The 20,767-nt window shown below is 52.2% G+C and carries 15 protein-coding genes and 1 CRISPR repeat array; of the genes, 10 read left to right on the top strand and 5 right to left on the bottom strand.

From position 1 onward, the window contains the following. Positions 1-28 precede the first annotated feature (28 nt). From GN242_RS17430 to GN242_RS17420, 3 genes are read left to right on the top strand one after another with little or no spacing between them, the layout of a single operon-like run. Positions 29-460 carry an acyl-CoA thioesterase gene (locus GN242_RS17430; protein WP_374189813.1) on the top strand — a complete coding sequence of 144 codons (432 nt, stop codon included), beginning with the start codon at positions 29-31 and terminating at the stop codon, positions 458-460. A gap of 5 nt (positions 461-465) precedes the next feature. Continuing rightward, a complete protein-coding gene (locus tag GN242_RS17425) occupies positions 466-1,977 on the top strand; it encodes an AMP-binding protein (RefSeq protein WP_156287915.1) in 1,512 nt (503 codons plus the stop codon). Further along, positions 1,940-3,145: a thiolase family protein gene (locus GN242_RS17420; protein ID WP_156287914.1), complete on the top strand. Its 1,206-nt coding sequence runs from the start codon at positions 1,940-1,942 to the stop codon at positions 3,143-3,145. The genes GN242_RS17425 and GN242_RS17420 overlap by 38 nt, the downstream gene beginning before the upstream one ends. Positions 3,146-3,147: 2 nt before the next feature. Here GN242_RS17420 and GN242_RS17415 read toward each other — a convergent pair whose 3' ends face one another. Next, on the bottom strand, positions 3,148-3,930 hold the full coding sequence (locus GN242_RS17415) for an enoyl-CoA hydratase/isomerase family protein (protein ID WP_156287913.1): 783 nt from the start codon (positions 3,928-3,930) through the stop codon (positions 3,148-3,150). Beyond that, a complete protein-coding gene (locus GN242_RS17410) occupies positions 3,927-4,868 on the bottom strand; it encodes a LysR family transcriptional regulator (protein ID WP_156287912.1) in 942 nt (313 codons plus the stop codon). Before GN242_RS17410 ends, GN242_RS17415 begins: the two co-directional genes overlap by 4 nt. 101 nt (positions 4,869-4,969) lie before the next feature. Here GN242_RS17410 and GN242_RS17405 point away from each other — a divergent pair, with 101 nt between their 5' ends. The 4 genes from GN242_RS17405 (at position 4,970) to yacL (ending at position 11,093) form a co-directional block, all read left to right on the top strand. Continuing rightward, on the top strand, positions 4,970-5,974 hold the full coding sequence (locus tag GN242_RS17405) for an aldo/keto reductase (RefSeq protein ID WP_156288316.1): 1,005 nt from the start codon (positions 4,970-4,972) through the stop codon (positions 5,972-5,974). Positions 5,975-7,199: 1,225 nt separating this feature from the next. Beyond that, positions 7,200-7,412: a transcription antiterminator/RNA stability regulator CspE gene (cspE, locus tag GN242_RS17400; RefSeq protein ID WP_133842250.1), complete on the top strand. Its 213-nt coding sequence runs from the start codon at positions 7,200-7,202 to the stop codon at positions 7,410-7,412. Between the two features lie 506 nt (positions 7,413-7,918). Beyond that, entirely contained in the window at positions 7,919-10,516 is a 2,598-nt protein-coding gene (gene acnB, locus GN242_RS17395; protein WP_156287911.1) for a bifunctional aconitate hydratase 2/2-methylisocitrate dehydratase, read from the top strand. A gap of 214 nt (positions 10,517-10,730) precedes the next feature. Beyond that, complete coding sequence (yacL, locus tag GN242_RS17390; protein WP_154752634.1) at positions 10,731-11,093, top strand: protein YacL; 363 nt, start codon at positions 10,731-10,733, stop codon at positions 11,091-11,093. A gap of 106 nt (positions 11,094-11,199) precedes the next feature. On the opposite strand, the gene speD is transcribed toward yacL, so the two are convergent. From speD to GN242_RS17375, 3 genes are all read right to left on the bottom strand, one after another. Beyond that, the gene (speD, locus tag GN242_RS17385) at positions 11,200-12,009 is read right to left on the bottom strand and encodes an adenosylmethionine decarboxylase (protein WP_154752633.1); all 810 of its coding nucleotides are present in this window, start codon (positions 12,007-12,009) and stop codon (positions 11,200-11,202) included. Between the two features lie 27 nt (positions 12,010-12,036). Then, positions 12,037-12,894 carry a polyamine aminopropyltransferase gene (speE, locus tag GN242_RS17380; protein WP_154752632.1) on the bottom strand — a complete coding sequence of 286 codons (858 nt, stop codon included), beginning with the start codon at positions 12,892-12,894 and terminating at the stop codon, positions 12,037-12,039. Positions 12,895-13,108: 214 nt separating this feature from the next. After that, on the bottom strand, positions 13,109-13,456 hold the full coding sequence (locus tag GN242_RS17375; RefSeq protein ID WP_048914955.1) for a YacC family pilotin-like protein: 348 nt from the start codon (positions 13,454-13,456) through the stop codon (positions 13,109-13,111). A gap of 240 nt (positions 13,457-13,696) precedes the next feature. Here GN242_RS17375 and cueO point away from each other — a divergent pair, with 240 nt between their 5' ends. The 3 genes from cueO (at position 13,697) to cas3f (ending at position 20,691) form a co-directional block, all read left to right on the top strand. Then, complete coding sequence (cueO, locus tag GN242_RS17370) at positions 13,697-15,358, top strand: multicopper oxidase CueO (RefSeq protein ID WP_156288314.1); 1,662 nt, start codon at positions 13,697-13,699, stop codon at positions 15,356-15,358. Between the two features lie 10 nt (positions 15,359-15,368). Further along, positions 15,369-16,112: direct repeats of the CRISPR family, unit length 28 nt; unit sequence GTTCACTGCCGCACAGGCAGCTTAGAAG. Positions 16,113-16,393: 281 nt separating this feature from the next. Beyond that, positions 16,394-17,371, top strand: a complete 978-nt coding sequence (gene cas1f, locus GN242_RS17365; RefSeq protein ID WP_231617108.1) for a type I-F CRISPR-associated endonuclease Cas1f — start codon at positions 16,394-16,396, stop codon at positions 17,369-17,371. Further along, positions 17,368-20,691, top strand: coding sequence for a type I-F CRISPR-associated helicase Cas3f (gene cas3f, locus GN242_RS17360; RefSeq protein WP_156287909.1), 3,324 nt, complete (start codon positions 17,368-17,370; stop codon positions 20,689-20,691). The genes cas1f and cas3f overlap by 4 nt, the downstream gene beginning before the upstream one ends. The last annotated feature ends 76 nt before the right edge of the window (positions 20,692-20,767 follow it).

The following is a 20,767-nucleotide window of genomic DNA, read 5'->3' as shown; positions in this document are numbered from 1 at the left end:
TTGTCCGGTTTACAGGCTAATGATTTTTATGCAGGAACAGTATAATAGCGAAGCATTTCGCGTATCAATGCGCGATATAGATTTAAATGGTCATGTGCATAATTCTGTATATTTAGATTATTGTGAAGATGCCATTGTAAATGCGTTTCGCCGGGCTGATATTCTGCCTTTATTTCGACCGCACACTGCGGGCGTTGCCTATCATGTGAAAAAATGCGAAGCCACCTTCTTTCATCCCCTCTCGGTTGATGATGTGGTATTACCTCAGGTATTGATTGAGAAAATCGGTAATAGCAGTTTAATTTTCACGGTACGTTTGATGCTCGACGATAAGATTACGCTCTGCGCTGAAGGTCAGTTTATCTGGGTCTGTGTGAGCCTGTCGGATAATAAACCGTGCACGATTCCCGATGATGCCCGCCAGGCGCTTGTAAACCACTTCCCGCTGGCCGGGGCCTGAGCATTATGCCGGTTCACGACAGAGTAAAGTTTCATGCAGAACAAAAACCTGCACATATAGCCGTTGATATTGAAGGTAAAACTCTCAGCTGGCAGCAGCTGTGGCAGGGCGCACAGGCGCTGTACCACACCCTTTATCAGCAGGTGTTTGCCAGCAAAAATCGCGTTATTGCCATCGCTACCGGGAACGATATCACCTTTCCCATCGCCTGGCTGGCGGCCACGGCACAGCCGTTCACTGCGGCAATTATTGACCATCAGGCACCAGCGGAACAGCTGCACGATATGCTGCACAGGCTGGCACCGGATCTGCTGCTATTGAAAGCAGAAGATCCGACGCTGATTGCGCTGGCTGAACGCCTGGGGATCTGCTGGCTGGCCCTTGATAGCTGGCATGCACTGCCCGTGGTGCCTGACGATCCCGCGTTTATCGCCGGGATGCAGGACAACACCCCGTTTCTGATCAACTTCACCTCTGGTACCACCAGCCTGCCGAAAGCCTTTATCCGATCGCGCCGATCCTGGCGCTGTAGTTTTGAAAACGGTGAAGCGATCTTTGGCTTAGAAGATGCGCCCTCAACGCTGTTTCCTGGTCCGCTCTCGCACGGAATAGGCCTTTATTGCCTGAATGAAACGCTGTACTCCGGAGGGACTTTCTACAGCCCTGGCCAGTGGCAGCCTGCGGCGACGTTGGCGCTGATAGCGCAGCAGCAGATCGAGCGGCTGGTAGTAGTGCCGACCATGATCGCCGGTTTTGCCCGCGTGGCAGCAGAGCAGACTTATCCCGGCCTGCACAGCCTGTTAAGCGCCGGAGCCAAGCTGGAGCTGAATCATTATCGCCAGGCGCGGGCGCTGTTTCCTGCGGCGCGAATTCAGGAGTATTACGGCGCGTCCGAGCTGGGTTTTATCGCTGTCTCAACCCTTGATGATAGCCATATCAACGAATCGCTGGCGACGGTGGGTCATGCTTTCCCCGGCGTGGAGATCGGCATCCGTAATGATGAGGGTGAGCTTCTGACCGCCAATCAGCCGGGCACCATCTTTATTACCAGCGAACAGATTATCGACCGCTATTTATGGGGTGATGATGGCAGTGCATTTGTTAAATATCACTCAACGGCCACGGTGGCGGATATTGGCTATCTGGATGATGCGCAGCGCCTGCATGTCATTGGCCGCCGGGGAAATATGATCCTCAGCGGCGGTAATAATATCTATCTCTCGGAAATAGAGTCGGTCATTAAATCACTGCCCGGTATTATTGAAGCCGTGGTTATTGCCGTCGATGATGATTATTTAGGTAAAAAGATGGTAGCCATTGTGGAGGCTGCACCGGAGGATCTGGATGAGTTACCACAACGCTGCCGATCTCGGCTGGCGAAATATAAACTTCCCCGCCAGTTCTACCGTATTACCCACTGGCCACTCACGCCGAGCGGTAAAATAAAACGCGCCGAGCTGGAAAAAAGGATCGCACAACATGGCAGCAGCACAGAGCTTACTGAATTATCAGCCTGAGGATGAGTGGCAGCCAGTAATTGTCGCCGCCCACCGCACCCCCGTTGGCAAAGCTTATGGCGTCTTTGCCAGCCTGTCGATGGAGGCATTACTTGCCCCGCTGTTTAAGCGCATCATGGCGACCTTGCCGCAGGATTTCAGCGCGATTGATGAAGTGATTATCGGCAATGCGACTGGCGGCGGCGGTAATATTGCCCGGCTGGCTGCGTTAACCGCCGGGCTTCCGCTCTCGGTTCCCGCCGTGACGGTCGATCGTCAGTGTGGTTCCGGACTGGAGGCGGTGATTAATGCCTGTCGCCTGGTGCAGGCGAGGGCGGGGGAGTGTTATCTGGCGGGCGGTGTCGAAAGCGTCAGTACTGCGCCATGGCGGGTGGAGAAGCCTTCCTCGCTGAAGCAGATGCCACGTTTTTATGGCCGTGCGCAGTTTTCCCCGGATGAGATCGGCGATCCGGAAATGGGTATCGCTGCCGAAAACGTGGCCCGCCAGTGCGGTATTAGCCGCGAACGTCAGGATCAGTTTGCGCTACGTAGCCATCAACGGGCGCTGGCGGCACAGCAGCAGGGGGCATTTCAGCAGGAGATTGTTCCGCTTAGTGTCAAAGGTCATCTGGTGGAGAAGGATGAGTGCCCGCGTGCGGATACCTCACTGGCCAGGCTGGCGGCCCTGTCTCCGGTATTTGCCGCTGACGGTACGGTAACCGCAGGTAACTGCTGCCCGCTTAACGATGGCGCATCGCTGCTGCTGGTAATGAGCCGCCGTCTGGCGCGCGCCAGTGGTTTTACCGAAGGGTTGCTGTTTGCTGATGCCTGTAGCGCAGGCGTTGATCCGAATCTGCTTGGTCTTGGCCCGGTGCCAGCCACGCAGAAACTGCTGGCGCGCCAGCCGGGTCTGACGCTGGATCAGATTGATGTTATTGAGTTTAACGAAGCTTTTGCTGCGCAGGTGCTGGGATCGATCGATGCGTTGCATATCGATGAACTGAAGATTAACCGGCAGGGCGGGGCGATTGCTTTGGGCCATCCTTACGGAGCTTCCGGTGCCATTATGGTTACGCGCCTGTTCAGCCAGCTGTTGTGCCAGCCGCAGAGCAACGGTTTTGGCCTGGCGATGCTGGGGATTGCCGGTGGGTTGGGGTTAAGCGCACTGTTTAAAGCGGTGCGCTTATAAATTTATTTTCCGCGCCACAGCGGTGCCCGCTTTTCGCTGAAGGCGAGCAGGCTTTCCTGATAATCCCCACTACCCTGCAGCTGTTTTAACTCCGCCGCACTGCTTTGACGCAGATCCTGCGCATGGGCCTGCTTCAGCAGAGCGTTACATGCCTGCACTGCCAGCGGGGCATTACGGTTGAGGCGTTGCGCCAGCGCCAGTGCGGCATCGGTAAGTTCAGCGGCATCCACCAGCTGGTAAAACAGCCCCAGCGCCAGCGCACGCTGTGCATCCATTGGCTCGCCAATCAGCAACATCTCACGCGCAATACTGACAGGCAGACGTGTTGCCAGCTGACCAATAGCTCCGCCAAGCGGCAACAGGCCGTGTTTTACTTCCGGCAGGGCGATTTTTACCTGTTCAGCGGCGATAATAAAATCACATTCCAGCGCCAGTTCCAGTCCGCCGCCAAAAGCATGACCGTTTAGCGCCGCAATCCAGATTTTGCGCCGGGGCAGATGCTGCAATGGATTAAAGCCGCCGTGCGAGTTGACCAGACCTTTGCCGCCATCGGTAAACGCTTCTTGCAGATCGGCTCCGCCGCAAAACACCGTACCGCTGCCGGTAAGGATCACTGTACGAATATCTGCCTGCTGTTCGCACCAGTTCAGGCACTGTTCCAGCTCGCTAATCATCACAGCATTATAAGCATTACGCGCAGTGGGACGGTGCAGCGTCAGGCGCACCACGTGTGGGATCGGGCGGTCGCAGCGGATCAGTTGTGTATTCGGTTGTTCGCTATTCATAAAGGATTACCGCAGTTCAGCGAGGGATCCGAGTGTATCACGCCGCGATTACTCTGCTGCAACCACTCAATAAAGCAGCGTAGCGCGGCGGAGTGATATTTGCGGCTGGGGTAATAGAGCCAGAATTTTTCCGCAGGAGCAGCATAGTCTGCCAGCAGTTCTACCAGTTCCCCCTTTGCCAGCGCGCTTTTCGCCAGGTCACGCATAACAAATGCGATACCCACCCCGGCCTGTGCCGCCTGAATCATCGTCTGGTCGTTATCCAGCGTGACTCCGCCTTTAACGGCGATCTCCTGCAGTTTTCCCTGAACCTGAAACTCCCACTTATATTGCATGCCGCTGGGGAAGCGCCGCTGGATGCAACAATAACCAGGCAGATCGTCCGGATGCTGCGGTGCGCCATGGCGGGCAATAAATGCAGGGCTGGCTACCACCGCACCGGATACCGCAGGCCCGAAGGGAATGGCAACCATATCCTGAGGAAGCGTATTGCCAAAGCGAACCCCGGCATCGAAACCCTCCTCAACGATATTCACAAAACCGTCGCTGGTGGCGATCTCCAGTGCAATCTCAGGATAGTGCTGGTGGAACGGCAGCAGAATGGAGTGCAGGGCAATGGCTTCCGCGTTTCGCGGTAAATTAAGGCGCAGGGTACCGCGCGGGTCGGCGCGCCAGGTATTCAGCTCATCGACTGCGCTGGAGAGGTCAACTAATGCCGGTTCAATACGGGCCAGAAAGGCACGCCCTGCCTCGGTCAGCGATACGCTGCGCGTAGTGCGATTCAGCAGCCGTACCCCAATGCGCTGCTCCAGGTTGGTGATGGTATGACTCAGCGTTGAGGGGGTGACGTTACGCTCTTCCGCCGCCTTGCGGAAATTAAGATGGCGGGCAATGGCGGCGAAAATCTCCAGTTCCTGTAGTGTGGCGCGATTTTTCATATTGATGATTATTCTTCATTAATGCGCTTAATCAGCGTCAATTGTTGATTTAAACCGACAAAAGTATAACTGCACTGTCGCTAATCAACCGGATAAAAATGATGAAACAGAGAACATTAGGCAGTGAGAATTTCCAGGTTTCCGCTATCGGTCTCGGCTGCATGGGGATGAGTTTTGCCTACGGACAGCCAGGCGATGAGCAGCAGAACATCAGCACACTGCATCGCGCCTTTGATCTTGGCGTGAATTTTCTCGATACGGCGGAAGTCTACGGCCCGTTCACTAATGAATCCCTGATAGGAAAGGCTCTGAAAGGTCGCCGTGACAGCGTGAAGATAGCCACCAAGTTTGGTTTTCACATCACCGGTGAGGGGGAAGGCTGGGAGCGCATTAAAGGCGTGAACAGCCAGCCCGCTAATATACGTAGCGCAGTGGAGGCTTCATTGCTGCGCCTGGGCGTGGAGGCCATCGACCTCTGCTATCAGCACCGTGTTGATCCACGAGTTCCTGTGGAGGATGTGGTGGGAACGATGGCGGATCTGGTGCGCGAAGGGAAAATCCTGCACCTGGGGCTGTCTGAAATTTCCAGTGAGACACTAAAACGTGCTCATGCTGTACACCCGATTACTGCGGTGCAGAGTGAATATTCACTGTGGTCACGGGAGCCTGAATCCAGCCTGCTTGCCACCTGCCAACAGCTCAATGTCGGTTTCGTGCCATACAGCCCGCTGGGGCGAGGTTTCCTCTCTGGCAAGCTTCCGGCACTGGGAGCCGATGACTTCCGCCATTATCTGCCGCGTTTTCAGGGAGAGGCGCTGACTCATAATCTGAAATTAGTCGGGCAGTTAAAAGAGATGGCCGGTGGTTACGGTGCCAGCGCGGCCCAGCTGGCGCTGGCCTGGGTACTGGCGAAAGGGGAAAACATTGTGCCTGTGCCCGGTGCCAGCAAAATCCCCCATCTGGAAGATAACTGCCGCGCCGTGGCGCTTCGGCTGGCGGTTGAGGATCTGGCGTTGCTCGATGGTCTGTTTGCTGCGGAGAATATTATTGGTGAACGCTATACGCCACAGGAGCTTACGCTGGTAGAGCGTGACTCGCCGCAGTAGATTTTCCTGGCTCAATAACTCTTCAGGTGAGCTGTCAGATTTTGCCTTATCGCAACAGTGATGGCTCACTGAACCATAAGTAGTCCCCCTGTTAAAAATAAGTGTCCAAATAGTTTGGCGGTGGGCTTATTTATTTTTCATTGCGGCTTATGTTGGCATGAATATTGATTTCGCCTTGTTTTTCCGGTGTTTATATTAAGTCTGACGTTTGGCTTAACTGATAACTGATGTTTATATCATCAGATTTTGCGGGATCGGGCCAATTGTGGTGGTAAACACTGATAATAATCACATGGCATTAAAAACAGTATTGACACTTAAATTTAAAGCAGTAGATTAGAACTCACAGCAGGAGAATATTACCGGCTGTAAGAGTAAAAAGTTAGTTAGAGTAAGTGATAGAAAAAGTTAGTAAGAGTTATATTTGCGATGAAGGTCACGAAGTATTGTTGTATGGGTGAGTCGTTGTGAGTTTAGTTTCTATATGTGCTCGCTTCGATGATGCTTTAAGGCCACGCAGTCAGTTGCAGAATCGCAGGATGGGAACGTAAGCGCGATGGCATAAGGCTATGATTTACCGATATATGCGAGTCTGAATATTGTGATGTCTGTTCCGCTAATCACAATCGAAGTCAAGCCACGTATCAAAGAGTCTACGTCGCGATGGGGAGTGTACTTGTTTAATCCGCCATGTCTTGAGACAGGCATGATGATGTTAAATGTCATTTATGGAGGTAAGCTAGTATTTTAGTCACCAATACAATCCGTAATAAACACGTACATTTGACGAAGTATTAATAGCAGTAATTACTCGTTAAGTTCATTAATGTTAAAGTTTGAGTATGCAGTAACCTAAAAGCCCTGGCGATATCCGTCAGGGCTTTTTCATTTCCGTGGAAGTCTGCTTTTTCATGGCGTTGCCTTGCTTTACACTTATCACTGCCGCGCCCGACGGCCCGGATCCGCTGACCCGTGGTGATGCATAAAGTTCAAAAAAATATAAATGAAATGAATCCTTGCTTGTTCAGGCGAATCCGGTCTACTATGTTTGCATCGGTTTGGAATACAGACCTTATGAACGCAGTTTTAGTAAAGCAGTCCTCAGTACAAGTGTTATCACAGATATCCCTTCATCGAGAGCCTCCTCCTAAGTGCCAAATAAGATTAAATCTGAAAACAGGCCATGTTCGCCACACTAAGTGGCTCAAATATGAAAGGAAATATCATGTCTAACAAAATGACTGGTTTAGTAAAATGGTTCAACGCTGATAAAGGCTTCGGTTTCATCACTCCAGCAGACGGCAGCAAAGATGTATTCGTACATTTCTCTGCTATCCAGAGCAGCGATTTCAAAACCTTAGATGAAGGCCAGAAAGTTGAGTTCTCTATCGAGAACGGCGCTAAAGGCCCATCAGCTGTAAACGTTATCGCGCTGTAATAAGCCGATAATCTCGCTAACATTGACGACAGCGATGACGGCAGTAGCCTGAGCAGTGACGTGTTAGTGATAAAAAAGCCGCCAAGTGCGGCTTTTTTTGTTTTTGTGCTCCGTGAAAACGGCGTCTTTCCCCGTATCGATCCCCCCACCACTCCTCACGTTGATAAGTTATTGAACTGCCATTTAAAATAAGCTGCATTTATTTCCACAGTTCGTAGCGGGAGATTCAGCTGCGGAAGATATACTGTTTTTTAACCACACATGAAGAATAACTGAAAGACCTGGACTGAAAAACCAGTTAAAAGCGCTGGGAAACAGCTTTTTAGCCCATAAAACCTGTCAGGCTATTGATGTTGCTTTTTTGTAAACAGATTAACATGCAACCGAAATCCTGCTATGCTGGCCCTCGCGGAACCGGGCACCTTACCCTACACATGGATTGTTTTCACTTTGCGGTGACTCAGGTAGTCCGGGATGCTAAATACAATGAGAGCGAGGAGAACGTCGTGCTAGAAGAATACCGTAAGCACGTTGCCGAGCGTGCTGCCCAGGGGATTGTTCCAAAACCGTTAGATGCTTCCCAAATGGCCGCGCTGGTTGAACTGCTAAAAGCCCCTCCAGCGGGTGAAGAAGAATTTCTGTCCGATCTGTTAATCAATCGAGTGCCGCCGGGCGTAGATGAAGCGGCGTATGTCAAAGCCGGTTTCCTGGCTGCCGTCGCGAAAGGCGAAACAACTTCTCCTCTGGTCACTCCTGAACTGGCAGTCAAACTGCTGGGCACCATGCAGGGTGGCTATAACATCCATGCGCTGATTGACGCGCTTGACGATGAAAAGCTGGCACCGATTGCTGCTGAAGCGCTGTCTCACACGCTGCTGATGTTTGACAACTTCTATGATGTCGAAGACAAATCCAAAGCAGGTAACCCACACGCGAAAAAAATTATTCAGTCGTGGGCTGACGCCGAATGGTTCCTGAAGCGTCCTAAACTTGCAGAAAAAATCACCGTAACCGTGTTTAAAGTGACCGGCGAAACCAATACCGACGACCTCTCTCCGGCGCCGGATGCATGGTCTCGCCCGGATATTCCACTGCACGCGCTGGCGATGTTGAAAAACGCCCGTGAAGGTATCGAACCCGACGATGCTGGTAACGTAGGCCCGATCAAACAGATCGAAGCATTAAAAGCAAAAGGCTTCCCGCTGACCTACGTCGGCGATGTGGTCGGTACCGGTTCTTCGCGTAAATCTGCCACCAACTCGGTGCTGTGGTTTATGGGTGACGATATTCCTTACGTGCCAAACAAGAAGGGCGGCGGTGTCTGCCTCGGCGGTAAAATCGCCCCTATCTTCTTTAACACCATGGAAGATGCAGGCGCACTGCCGATTGAAGTGGACGTTGACCGTCTGAATATGGGCGATGTTATCGATATCTACCCATATAAAGGTGAAGTCCGTAACCATGAAACCGGTGAAGTGCTGGCTAACTTCGAACTGAAAACCAACGTGCTGGTGGATGAAGTTCGTGCTGGTGGCCGTATTCCACTGATTATTGGCCGTGGTTTGACCACTAAAGCACGTGAATCTCTCGGTCTGCCGCACAGCAATGTGTTTGAGCAGGCGAAAGATGTCGCGTCCAGCACCCGTGGATTCTCACTGGCGCAGAAAATGGTTGGTCGCGCATGCGGCGTTGACGGTGTGCGTCCTGGTGCTTACTGTGAACCGAAAATGACCTCGGTTGGCTCACAGGACACCACCGGCCCGATGACCCGTGATGAGCTGAAAGATCTGGCGTGCCTCGGTTTCTCTGCCGATCTGGTCATGCAGTCTTTCTGTCACACCGCTGCTTATCCGAAGCCGGTTGACGTGACTACCCACCATACGCTGCCTGATTTTATTATGAACCGTGGCGGCGTATCGCTGCGCCCGGGTGACGGTATTATCCATAGCTGGCTGAACCGTATGCTGCTGCCGGATACCGTTGGTACCGGTGGCGACTCTCACACCCGCTTCCCGATTGGTATCTCTTTCCCGGCGGGTTCTGGCCTGGTGGCCTTTGCTGCTGCGACCGGTGTGATGCCGCTGGATATGCCGGAATCAGTGCTGGTGCGCTTTAAAGGCAAAATGCAGCCGGGTATTACCCTGCGCGATCTGGTACATGCTATCCCGCTGTATGCCATCAAAGCTGGCCTGCTGACCGTTGAGAAGAAAGGTAAGAAAAACATCTTCTCCGGCCGCATTCTGGAAATTGAAGGTCTGCCGGATCTGAAAGTTGAGCAGGCATTTGAGCTGTCCGATGCATCCGCCGAGCGTTCTGCCGCAGGGTGTTCCATCAAGCTGAACAAAGATCCAATCATTGAGTATCTGAACTCTAATATCGTGCTGCTGAAGTGGATGATCTCCGAAGGTTATGGCGATCGTCGTACTATCGAACGCCGTATTCAGGGCATGGAAAAATGGCTGGCCGATCCGCAGCTGCTTGAAGGCGATGCAGATGCAGAGTACGCCGCAGTGATCGAAATCGATCTGGCGGATATCAAAGAGCCAATTCTGTGTGCGCCAAACGATCCGGATGATGCCCGCCTGTTGTCTGATGTGCAGGGTACAAAAATCGATGAAGTATTTATCGGTTCCTGCATGACCAACATCGGCCACTTCCGTGCTGCCGGTAAGCTGCTGGATGCCCATAAGGGTCAGTTGCCAACCCGTCTGTGGGTTGCTCCGCCAACCAAGATGGATGCAGCGCAGCTGACCGAAGAAGGTTATTACAGCGTGTTCGGTAAGAGCGGTGCGCGTATCGAGATTCCTGGCTGTTCTCTGTGCATGGGTAACCAGGCGCGTGTGGCGGACGGTGCAACGGTAGTGTCGACTTCAACGCGTAACTTCCCGAACCGTCTCGGTACTGGCGCGAATGTGTTCCTGGCTTCTGCCGAGCTGTCAGCGGTAGCGTCTCTGCTGGGTAAACTGCCAACGCCGGAAGAGTATCTGCACTTTATGGATCAGGTGGATAAAACTGCCGTGGATACCTATCGTTATCTGAACTTCGACCAGCTGAGTCAGTACACTGATAAAGCCGACAGCGTGATTTTCCAGACTGCGGTTTAATCCTCAGTCAGCGCTATAGAAACCGGGCCATGTGCCCGGTTTTTTTATGGGTGAAGTGGAGAGAGACAGCGTTAAAATTGAGAGAAGCCAGGTAAAAACCCACTGCTTTTCGCGCGGCAGCCTGCGATAATGCGCGCCAAAGCTCAGAATTGTCGCGGCAGACGCGCAAAATAGGGGTAAGCCTGTACAGCAGGCTGGCCGGGAGGAAAGCGCGATGGAATATGAATTTTTAAGAGATATCACCGGTGGAGTGAAGGTTCGCATGACGATGGGCCATGAGGCCGTCGGTCACTGGTTTAATGATGAAGTGAATGAAGATCTCAGCATTCTTGACGAAGTAGAAGCCGCAGCTGCAGAGGTTAAAGGCAGCGTGCGTCAGTGGCAGCGTGTGGGGCGTGAATATACCCTGCTGCTGGATGAGGAAGAGGTGATGATCCGCTCAAACCAGCTCGGCTTTGAAGGGGATGAGATGGAAGATGGAATGAACTATTACGACGAAGAGAGCCTCTCGTTCTGCGGCGTGGAGGACTTTCTCGCTGTGATCGCCGCCTACCGTGCATTTTTACAGGGCCGCTAATCGGGGCGCTATCCTCCCTCTCTCCTGAATTGTAAAATTTCACGCCAAAGCCAATAAAAAGGCGACCCGCAGGTCGCCAGTTACTGATATCGATACAAACAATCTGTTACTGGGTCTTCAATCCCAGCGATGGGATATTGCGACCGTAATAAATCTCACGCATCTCTTTCCACAGCAGGTCAGTAATATGCTTGTGTTCCTGTGGACTCAGATCGGAAGGCTCGGTATTAAACAGATAATGTTTCAGATCGAACTCTTTCAACAGCATTTTGGTATGGAACATGTTTTCCTGATACACATTCACATCCATCATGTCGTACATCGACTTCATATCGTCCGACATAAAATTCTGAATAGAGTTAATCTCATGATCGATAAAGTGTTTTACACCGTTCACATCGCGGGTAAACCCACGCACGCGATAATCGATGGTGACAATATCGGATTCCAGCTGGTGAATTAAATAGTTCAGCGCTTTCAGCGGCGAAATCACGCCACAGGTGGAGACTTCAATATCTGCACGAAAGGTACACAGACCGCCTTCAGGGTGGCTTTCCGGGTAGGTGTGTACGCAGATATGACTTTTATCGAGATGTGCCACAACTGAGTTGGGCAGTGGGCCTGGGTGTTCAGAGGTGTCAATATCACGCGGATCCATGGGTTCTTCACTGACCAGAATCGTCACGCTGGCACCCTGAGGTTCATAATCCTGGCGCGCAATGTTTAACACATTTGCCCCGATAATTGAGCAGGTTTCGCTCAGGATCTCGGTCAGCCGGTTAGCATTATACTGCTCATCAATGTATGCAATATACCCATCTCGCTCAGCATCCGTGTTGGCGTAGCAGATATCATAGATACAAAAACTCAGGCTTTTTGTCAGATTATTGAAGCCATGTAGTTTAAGTTTTTGCAATTTGGTTCGCCCCTTTAAAATGCCCGGCTAGTCAGCCAGTGCATTTAACAGATATTGCGGCAGGGCAAAGCTGCCGATGTGGATCGCTGGATTATAGTAACGGCAGGTCAGTCCTGCCTGAGCGAAACGTGAAGCAATCGTCGCGCTATCGAGCTGGCGTAACGCCGGATTATCACTGGCCCAGGCAAAAGTCATAATGCCGCCGTAATAGGTCGGGATCGCGGCCTGGTAGAAGCTGACATCGCCGAAATAGTGGCTCAGTTTGCGATGGCTGTTAACCGCTTCATCCTGCTGAAGGAAGCAGACGCCGTTCTGCGCCACGAAAATGCCATCTTGATTCAGGCAGCGGCGGCAGCCTGCATAGAAGTCTGAGGTAAACAGACTTTCTCCCGGCCCAATCGGATCGGTGCAGTCAGAAATAATGACGTCGAAGGTGTCGCTGGTCTGCTTAACAAAGTTTACACCATCGTCAATCACCAGCGTAAAGCGCGGATCATCATAGGCGCCCTGGCTGTGGTTTGGCAGGTGCTCTTTGCAGAAGTTGACCACGCCTGCATCGATCTCGACCATGGTGATCTGTTCGATGTTTTTGTGACGACTCACTTCACGCAGCATCGCGCCGTCACCGCCGCCAATAATCAGCACGCGTTTAGGTGCACCGTGGGCCAGCAGCGGGACATGGGTCATCATTTCGTGATAAATAAACTCATCGCGCTCGGTGGTTTGTACCACGCCGTCCAGCGCCATAACGCGGCCTAATGCCGCATTTTCGAAGATAATCAGATCCTGATGATCGGTTTTTTCACGATACAGAACTTTATCGACAGAAAAATACTGTCCGAATCCGGCATGAAGCGTTTCATACCACATTTCATTATCGGTCATGGTGGGGATTCCTCCTTGTATACTCTTCATTTACCACGTTGCAGCAAGGCGGCATCCCCGTGAACACTCTGTGAACCGGGGAATAAACGCAGCCAGTGCAGTTGCAACCTGAATCATGATGAGTATAACAGCCGCAAAAAATGGGCCAGTATCATAGCTATTTATGACCGCGGTTGCACGGTCAAATCATCATCAGGAGGATGAGTTCAGACGATTACTTAACGTAGGCAAGCAGGCTCAGAGAATCACGAGCCAGAGATTTACACTTAGTATCGTTCGGGACAGCAATACCGCTGAGATCGCGATAGCTATCCTCACCTAATGCTTTCATATTGAAACTATTGTAATTGGTTAAATCCCAACGATTTTGCTGTGCGAAGAACACCAACGCACGGCGGATCTGCCCGTCAGGGAGATCCTGGTAACCACAATCGTTTTTCAGGTACACAAATACAGCGGTTAAATCTGCCAAATCTTCTGCTTCCGATTCGCTTAGTGCGAAACTGGTGGAGGAGAAGCCAAACAGCCCTAACAGCAACAGAGCCTTGATGCTTTTCTTCATGACATATCTCATACGTGTGCAATAAGCTGACGTTAGCACAGTTCACTCCGGGTTCCAGCCACTTTTACCGTAGAAAAATCCTGGAGCCTCTATTTCGCATTTTTTTTACGGCCTTGACCTTCCCGCTAGGGCAAGGTTTATGCTGCACAGTTAGCATGCCCTCAATAATTCGAGTTGCGGCAAGGCCTGTGCAGCTTACAGTATGATGGCTATATCGACATCTGACAAAAGGAATGGATGATGCAACGTCGTGATTTTATAAAATTAAGCGCTGCTCTCGGCGCAGCCAGTGCATTGCCACTGTGGAGCCGTTCATTAATGGCAGCGGAACAGCGCCCGCTGCTGCCGATCCCCACATTACTGACCCCCGATGCACGCAGTGAAATCACCCTGACAGCTCAGGCAGGTATCAGCAACTGGCGTGGCAAAAATGTGCCAACCTGGGGCTATAACGGTAGTCTGCTTGGCCCCGCTATTCAGTTAGAGCGCGGCAAGGAAGTCAATATCAACATACATAACCGCCTGCCGGAAGCCACCACGGTGCACTGGCACGGCCTGGAAGTACCGGGAGAGGTTGATGGTGGGCCGCAGGCGCGTATTGAGCCGAACAAAAGCCGCCGTGTGACCTTTACTCCCGATCAGCCCGCCTCGACCTGCTGGTTCCATCCGCATCAGCACGGCCGTACCGGCTATCAGGTTTCGCAGGGACTGGCGGGACTGATGCTGATTAATGATCCTGAAAGCGGCAAGCTGCTGCTGCCTAAGCAGTGGGGCATTGATGATATTCCGGTAATTTTGCAGGATAAACGTCTGAGTTCAGACGGCACACAGATCGACTATCAGCTGGATATTATGAGCGCTGCGGTGGGCTGGTTTGGCGATACGATGCTGACTAACGGCGCTATCTATCCGCAGACCGGAGTATCGCGGGGCTGGCTGCGTCTGCGCTTACTGAACGGCTGTAATGCCCGTTCGCTGAATCTGGCCACCAGCGATCGACGCCCGATGTATGTGATTGCCAGCGATGGCGGTCTGCTGGCTGAACCGGTCAAATTGAGCGAGCTGCCGATGTTGCCTGGTGAGCGCTTCGAGGTACTGGTAGATACCTCAGACGGGAAGGCTTTTGATCTGCAAACCCTGCCGGTGCGGCAAATGGGCATGACCCTGCAACCCTTTGATCAGCCGCTGCCGGTACTGGCGATTATGCCGTTGCGCGTGTTGGCCAGCGGATCGCTGCCGGACAAACTGGTCGATGTGCCAGCTATTCCTGCCACCGATGGACTGAAAAGCCGCTGGTTACAGCTGACGATGGATCCGGAGCTCGATCATCGCGGCATGATGGCGATGATGCAAAAGCACGGCAAGGCATCGATGGCGGGAATGGATCACGGTGATATGTCCGGAATGGATCACGGTAATATGGCTGGGATGGATCATGGCAATATGTCCGGAATGAAACACGGCGATATGGCTGGGACTGATCATGGCAATATGGCCGGAATGAAACACGGTGATATGGCTGGGATGAATCACGGTAAGCCAGCCAAAGAATATGATTTCCATGATGGAAACCGTATTAACGGCGTTGCATTTAATATGGATAAACCGTCGTTTGAGGCAAAGCAGGGTGAATATGAAAAATGGACTATCTCCGGTGAGGGCGACATGATGCTGCACCCATTCCATGTTCACGGCACCCAGTTCCGCATTCTTTCTGAAAACGGAAAACCCCCGGCGGCCCACCGCAGCGGCTGGAAGGATATCGTTGAGGTAGAGGGCGCGCGCAGCGAAGTGCTGGTGCGTTTTAACCATAAAGCTGATGCTGCTAATGCCTATATGGCGCACTGCCATCTGCTTGAGCATGAAGATACCGGCATGATGCTGGGCTTTACTGTAGCGTAATTTTTATTACGTTCACTGCCGCACAGGCAGCTTAGAAGAATCAGCAGTATGCGTAAAGTGGACTGGGAAAGTTCACTGCCGCACAGGCAGCTTAGAAGTTGGTCAGAGGCAGGAGCGGCTTAACCGCATCGTTCACTGCCGCACAGGCAGCTTAGAAGAACTGGAAGCGGCAGTACGTGAGCGCGACGAGGTTCACTGCCGCACAGGCAGCTTAGAAGGGTATCGATAGCCGAGGGCTTCCTATCACGCAGTTCACTGCCGCACAGGCAGCTTAGAAGGAACGAGTCCTTGATCTGCCCGCCCTGCTGAAGTTCACTGCCGCACAGGCAGCTTAGAAGCCCACCTGAGCATGAGCAGCCTGCCGCTGATTGTTCACTGCCGCACAGGCAGCTTAGAAGTCATGCGGCGTTAATTTTTATCGCGGTGACGCGTTCACTGCCGCACAGGCAGCTTAGAAGATGACCCATGTAAGTGTGGGCGATGTGCCGAGTTCACTGCCGCACAGGCAGCTTAGAAGTGGCGCATCGTAACAGGGCACGAAGACTAGGATGTTCACTGCCGCACAGGCAGCTTAGAAGAAAGTCTCACTCCAATGGCTCAGAAAGTAACAGTTCACTGCCGCACAGGCAGCTTAGAAGTGAAATAATCCAGCCCTTATCCTTGCTGCTTTCGTTCACTGCCGTACAGGCAGCTTAGAAGGTCAGTATCACCGTCGGCCATAATGGCTTTCACTGCCGTGCAGGCAGCTTAAAAAACATCGGGGCGAACGCCCCATAGATGTTAATGTCTCTGTGATTTTTGTCGCCCCGATCTGTCCTGCCTTCCCCATATCGTTTTTTTCAGTGATTTTTGATTATATCGGGGCGCACTCATTGTTATTTTTATTATTTCAGCTTAAATGACAGCCAGGATATTGAGGTGTTGATATTCAAAAATATGTGGCTGGTATGTTGTTTAATTTCGTGGTTGTTGGTTCGGTGTTGATTTTTTATTTAAATGAATGCGTGGAAGTAATTTCTGACAAGGATGACCAGATTGAAATCGATTACACCTTCGGATTTAAAAACCATTCTACACTCTAAGCGTAGCAATATTTATTACCTGCAATATTGTCGTGTGCTGGTTAATGGCGGGCGGGTTGAGTATGTGACCGATGAAGGTAAACAATCTTTATACTGGAATATCCCGATAGCTAACACCACCGTGGTGATGCTGGGAACCGGTACTTCAGTGACTCAGGCGGCCATGCGTGAGTTTGCTCGCGCGGGAGTATTAGTTGGATTTTGCGGCGGTGGTGGAACGCCGCTGTATGCCGCCAACGAGGTGGAAGTGGATGTTTCATGGCTCAATTCTCAAAGTGAATATCGCCCGACAGAATATCTGCAACATTGGGTCAGTTTCTGGTTTGATGAAGCGCATCGTCTGGCAGCAGCAGTCGCTTTCCAGAAGGTGAGAATTGCACAAATACGTCAGCACTGGCTGAGTGAACGGATGCAACGGGAAAATAAGTTCAATATTAATCCGTCACAGCTAATTAATGCACTTGATCGTTTTGAGGAAAATTTAAAGGATTGCCGAAATACCACTGAGCTGCTGGCGCAGGAAGCGGTAATGACAAAATTTTTATATAAACTGGCAGCGGAAGCGGTAAGTTACGGTGAATTTATCCGTGCGAAGCGTGGCGGTGGGATCGACTATGCTAACCGTTTTCTCGATCACGGGAATTATCTGGCGTACGGTCTGGCGGCTGTGGCCTGCTGGGTGCTGGGTTTGCCTCATGGGTTGGCGGTATTACATGGTAAAACGCGTCGTGGCGGGTTGGTTTTTGATGTAGCCGATCTGATTAAAGATGCCTTAATTTTGCCCCAGGCTTTTGTGGCTGCGATGGCCGGTGAAGAGGAGCAGGAGTTCCGTCAGCGTTGTATTTCAAACATGCAGAACGCAGACGCACTGGATACGATGATTGAATCACTGGAGCTGACCGCCCGTCAGTGTAGTCAGGTGGGGGTATGAATATCTTATTGATCTCCCAGTGTAATAAAAATGCTCTGGATGAAAGCCGCCGCATTTTGGATCAGTTTGCAGAGCGCAAAGGCGACCGAAGCTGGCAAACCGCTATAACCAAACAGGGACTGGATACCTTAAGGAAGCTGTTACGTAAAACGGCACGTCGTAATACTGCCGTGGCGTGTCACTGGATAAAAAATAGTGGTCAGACTGAACTGCTGTGGATTGTAGGTAATCTGCGTCGTTTTAATCAATGCGGCGTGGTGCCAACGCATACCACCCGGCGCGATATATTAAAAAGCCACGATGAGAATAGCTGGCACAGCGTTAATGCTATCAGCCTGCTGGCGGCTATTGCCGGACTGTTTCATGATTTTGGCAAATCAAACCGCCTGTTTCAGCAAATGCTGCATAAAAAGAGTGGGGCAAAAACATACCAGCCTTATCGCCATGAGTGGGTGTCGCTGCGGCTGTTTGTTGCTTTTGTTGGCAAGCGTGCAGATAAAGAGTGGATCGCATCGCTGGCGCAGGTGGCAGCTGCTGACGAACAGCGCGTTTTCGATGAACTGGTAAAGGATTCACTCCAGGAATTAACCATAAGCTCCCCCTTCGCTGGCCTGCCGCCGGTGGCGCAGGTTGTGGCATGGTTGATCCTTTCTCACCACCGTCTTCCTGCTTATCCGTCCTGGGGCTATGACAATCCCCCGAAGCTGCAATACAGTGAGGAGTGGTTATGCAGCCAGTTGGATGCGCTATGGAATGCGGTTAACCATCACTCCAGGGAGTTGAAGCCCGCCGATTTTCAGGCGCAATGGCAATTCCCAGAGGGGACACCGCTGCGCAGTGCTTTATGGCGTACCAGGGCACAAAAAATCGCACAACGGGTATTAACTCAGCCTGCCTGGATGGAGCATATCAACCTCAGGCAACGTTTTACCTGCCATATGGCGCGGCTGTCGCTGATGCTGGCCGATCACATCTATTCAGCCCGCCCACCCACTCCCGCCTGGCAGGATCCTGCTTATACTGCCAGCGCCAATACCGATCGCGTAAGCGGTGAGCTGAAGCAGCGTCTGGATGAGCACAATATCGGCGTGGCCCAAAACGCGCTACTGCTGGCACGCAGCCTGCCGCAGCTACGTAAAACTCTGCCAGCTATTACCCGGCATAAAGGGTTTAAAAAACGCAGTGAGAATGATAAGTATCGCTGGCAGGATAAAGCATGGCAAACCACCTGCGCCCTGCGTGAACGTGCATTTAAACAGGGATTTTTCGGTGTCAATATGGCATCAACCGGCTGCGGGAAAACCTTAGCCAATGCGCGCATTATGTATGCTCTGGCCGATGAACAGCAGGGCTGCCGTTTCTCGATAGCGCTGGGCTTAAGAACCTTAACGCTGCAAACCGGCGACGCCCTGCGTAAGCGGCTGGGATTGGAGGAGGATGATCTGGGTGTGCTGATTGGTTCACAGCCCGTTGCCCAGCTGCATAAGCTAAACCGTCACCAACCAGACGAGCAAGATGCCAGCGGCAGTGAGTCATCGGAAGCGCTTTTTGCCGGGCATCAGTATGTGCGCTATGACGGCAGTCTGGATGACGGACGCCTGAGCCGCTGGCTGAAAGGCGCTGAGGGATCCGATCATTCAAAGGGGCACGATAAGCTTAATAAACTGGTTAGCGCGCCGGTGCTGGTGACGACAATTGACCATCTGATTGGCGCAACGGAAGGGGTGCGCGGTGGTAAGCAAATTGCACCGATGCTGCGGCTGCTGACTTCCGATCTGGTGCTTGATGAGCCGGACGATTTCGATGTTAATGACTTACACGCCTTATGCCGCCTGGTGAACTGGGCAGGAATGCTGGGTTCCCGGGTATTACTCTCCTCGGCGACCCTGCCTCCGGCTATGGTGCAGGCGCTGTTTAATGCCTACCGCAACGGGCGCGAGATATTTAACCAGGCCTGCGGTCTGACGGCGGAAAGTGATATCTGCTGCGCATGGTTTGATGAGCGGGATACCAGCATAAAAGACCTACGCCGCCCATTACAGTTTAAACAGCAGCATCAGGCGTTTGTGACACAGCGCGCAGACTGGCTTGGTCGCCAGCCGGTGCTCAGGCGTGCTCGTTTACTCCCGGTAGTGCCCGAGAATAACAACAGCCAGATGGTCTACACCTGTGTGGCAGACACGATCTTCCGCTCGATGCAGCAGCTTCATGCAGCTCATCATCAGCTCCATCCCGATGGCATTAAGACGGTGTCTCTCGGCCTGGTTCGTATGGCGAATATCAATCCGCTGGTGGCGGTGGCGCAGCTGTTGCTTGCCACTCCGGCACCGGAAAATACCCATATTCACTACTGCGTTTATCACAGCCAGCACCCGCTGGCGATGCGCTCATGGATAGAGGAACGCCTCGATGCGGCCCTGATGCGCGAGGAACGGGGCGCACTTTGGCAGATAGCAGAGGTACAGCAGGCGCTGGAGGCATATCCTCAGCAGCAGCATCATCTTTTTGTCGTGCTAGGCACTGCGGTTACTGAGGTCGGGCGCGACCACGACTACGATTGGGCGATTGCCGAGCCGAGTTCGATGCGCTCACTGATCCAGCTGGCGGGCAGGGTACAGCGCCACCGGCAGGAATCGAAGCCCGATGATAACTTACTTATCCTTCAGCAGAATATTCGCGCCTTACAATCATCGGACAATCAGCGGCCTGCCTACTGCCGCCCAGGGTTTGAGAATGAACATTTTATGCTCGCCAGCCATGATCTCAGTCAGTTACTGAAAAAGGAGCAATACCAGACGATTAACGCTATTCCCCGTATCACAGAGCGTGCTGATACGGATAATTCCCTGCCATTTCATAATCTGGTCGATCTTGAGCACAGCCGATTATGGCAGGAGTTACAGGGCGTGGGCCGCAAAAATAAAAGCGACTATTTTGCCGCATTGTGGTGGCGGGAAGAGATGAGCTGGAGCGGTGAACCGCAACGCCTTAAGCCCTTCAGAAAATCCTCTCCCCAGGCGCTGCACTATCTGCTGATTGAGGAGGAGGGCGATCGGCCTGAATTTTATATGCTCGACAGCGGTGCAGCGGGCAGAAAAAAAAGCGCTATTGAACGCGGAAAAGCTCCGCAGTTTGCATCCGGCGTCAGCGCCTGGGTCGACACAGATTATCAGCGGATTTATCTGAGACTGGCGGAGGCGCTGCATATGGAGCTGGTGGACGTCAGTATGAAGTTTGGTGAGATTAGTTTGAGAGATGAAAGGAATGATGCACCAGAAATATGGTTCTTCGACCCGTTTTTGGGGGTGTATGGCGAGTGACGGGGGTTGCGTAGGATAAAGCTAATCATCGATTTGTTGGTTTCAATCCATAGATTTTTGACGACACTTTAGTCTG

Origin of the sequence: Erwinia sorbitola (assembly GCF_009738185.1) — a bacterium.
Taxonomy (GTDB): Bacteria; Pseudomonadota; Gammaproteobacteria; order Enterobacterales; family Enterobacteriaceae; genus Erwinia; species Erwinia sorbitola.
Note: the sequence above shows the minus strand (reverse complement) of the source record. Positions and strands in the feature narration are given on the sequence as shown.

Excerpts from the sequence above, each read along its gene's own strand:
- cas3f (WP_156287909.1), top strand. The coding sequence starts at position 17,368 with ATGAATATCTTATTGATCTCCCAGTGTAATAAAAATGCTCTGGATGAA.
- GN242_RS17410 (WP_156287912.1), bottom strand. The coding sequence starts at position 4,868 with ATGAAAAATCGCGCCACACTACAGGAACTGGAGATTTTCGCCGCCATT.
- yacL (WP_154752634.1), top strand. The coding sequence starts at position 10,731 with ATGGAATATGAATTTTTAAGAGATATCACCGGTGGAGTGAAGGTTCGC.
- speE (WP_154752632.1), bottom strand. The coding sequence starts at position 12,894 with ATGACCGATAATGAAATGTGGTATGAAACGCTTCATGCCGGATTCGGA.
- GN242_RS17430 (WP_374189813.1), top strand. The coding sequence starts at position 29 with ATGCAGGAACAGTATAATAGCGAAGCATTTCGCGTATCAATGCGCGAT.
- GN242_RS17375 (WP_048914955.1), bottom strand. The coding sequence starts at position 13,456 with ATGAAGAAAAGCATCAAGGCTCTGTTGCTGTTAGGGCTGTTTGGCTTC.
- GN242_RS17420 (WP_156287914.1), top strand. The coding sequence starts at position 1,940 with ATGGCAGCAGCACAGAGCTTACTGAATTATCAGCCTGAGGATGAGTGG.
- cspE (WP_133842250.1), top strand. The coding sequence starts at position 7,200 with ATGTCTAACAAAATGACTGGTTTAGTAAAATGGTTCAACGCTGATAAA.
- GN242_RS17405 (WP_156288316.1), top strand. The coding sequence starts at position 4,970 with ATGAAACAGAGAACATTAGGCAGTGAGAATTTCCAGGTTTCCGCTATC.
- cueO (WP_156288314.1), top strand. The coding sequence starts at position 13,697 with ATGCAACGTCGTGATTTTATAAAATTAAGCGCTGCTCTCGGCGCAGCC.
- GN242_RS17415 (WP_156287913.1), bottom strand. The coding sequence starts at position 3,930 with ATGAATAGCGAACAACCGAATACACAACTGATCCGCTGCGACCGCCCG.
- GN242_RS17425 (WP_156287915.1), top strand. The coding sequence starts at position 466 with ATGCCGGTTCACGACAGAGTAAAGTTTCATGCAGAACAAAAACCTGCA.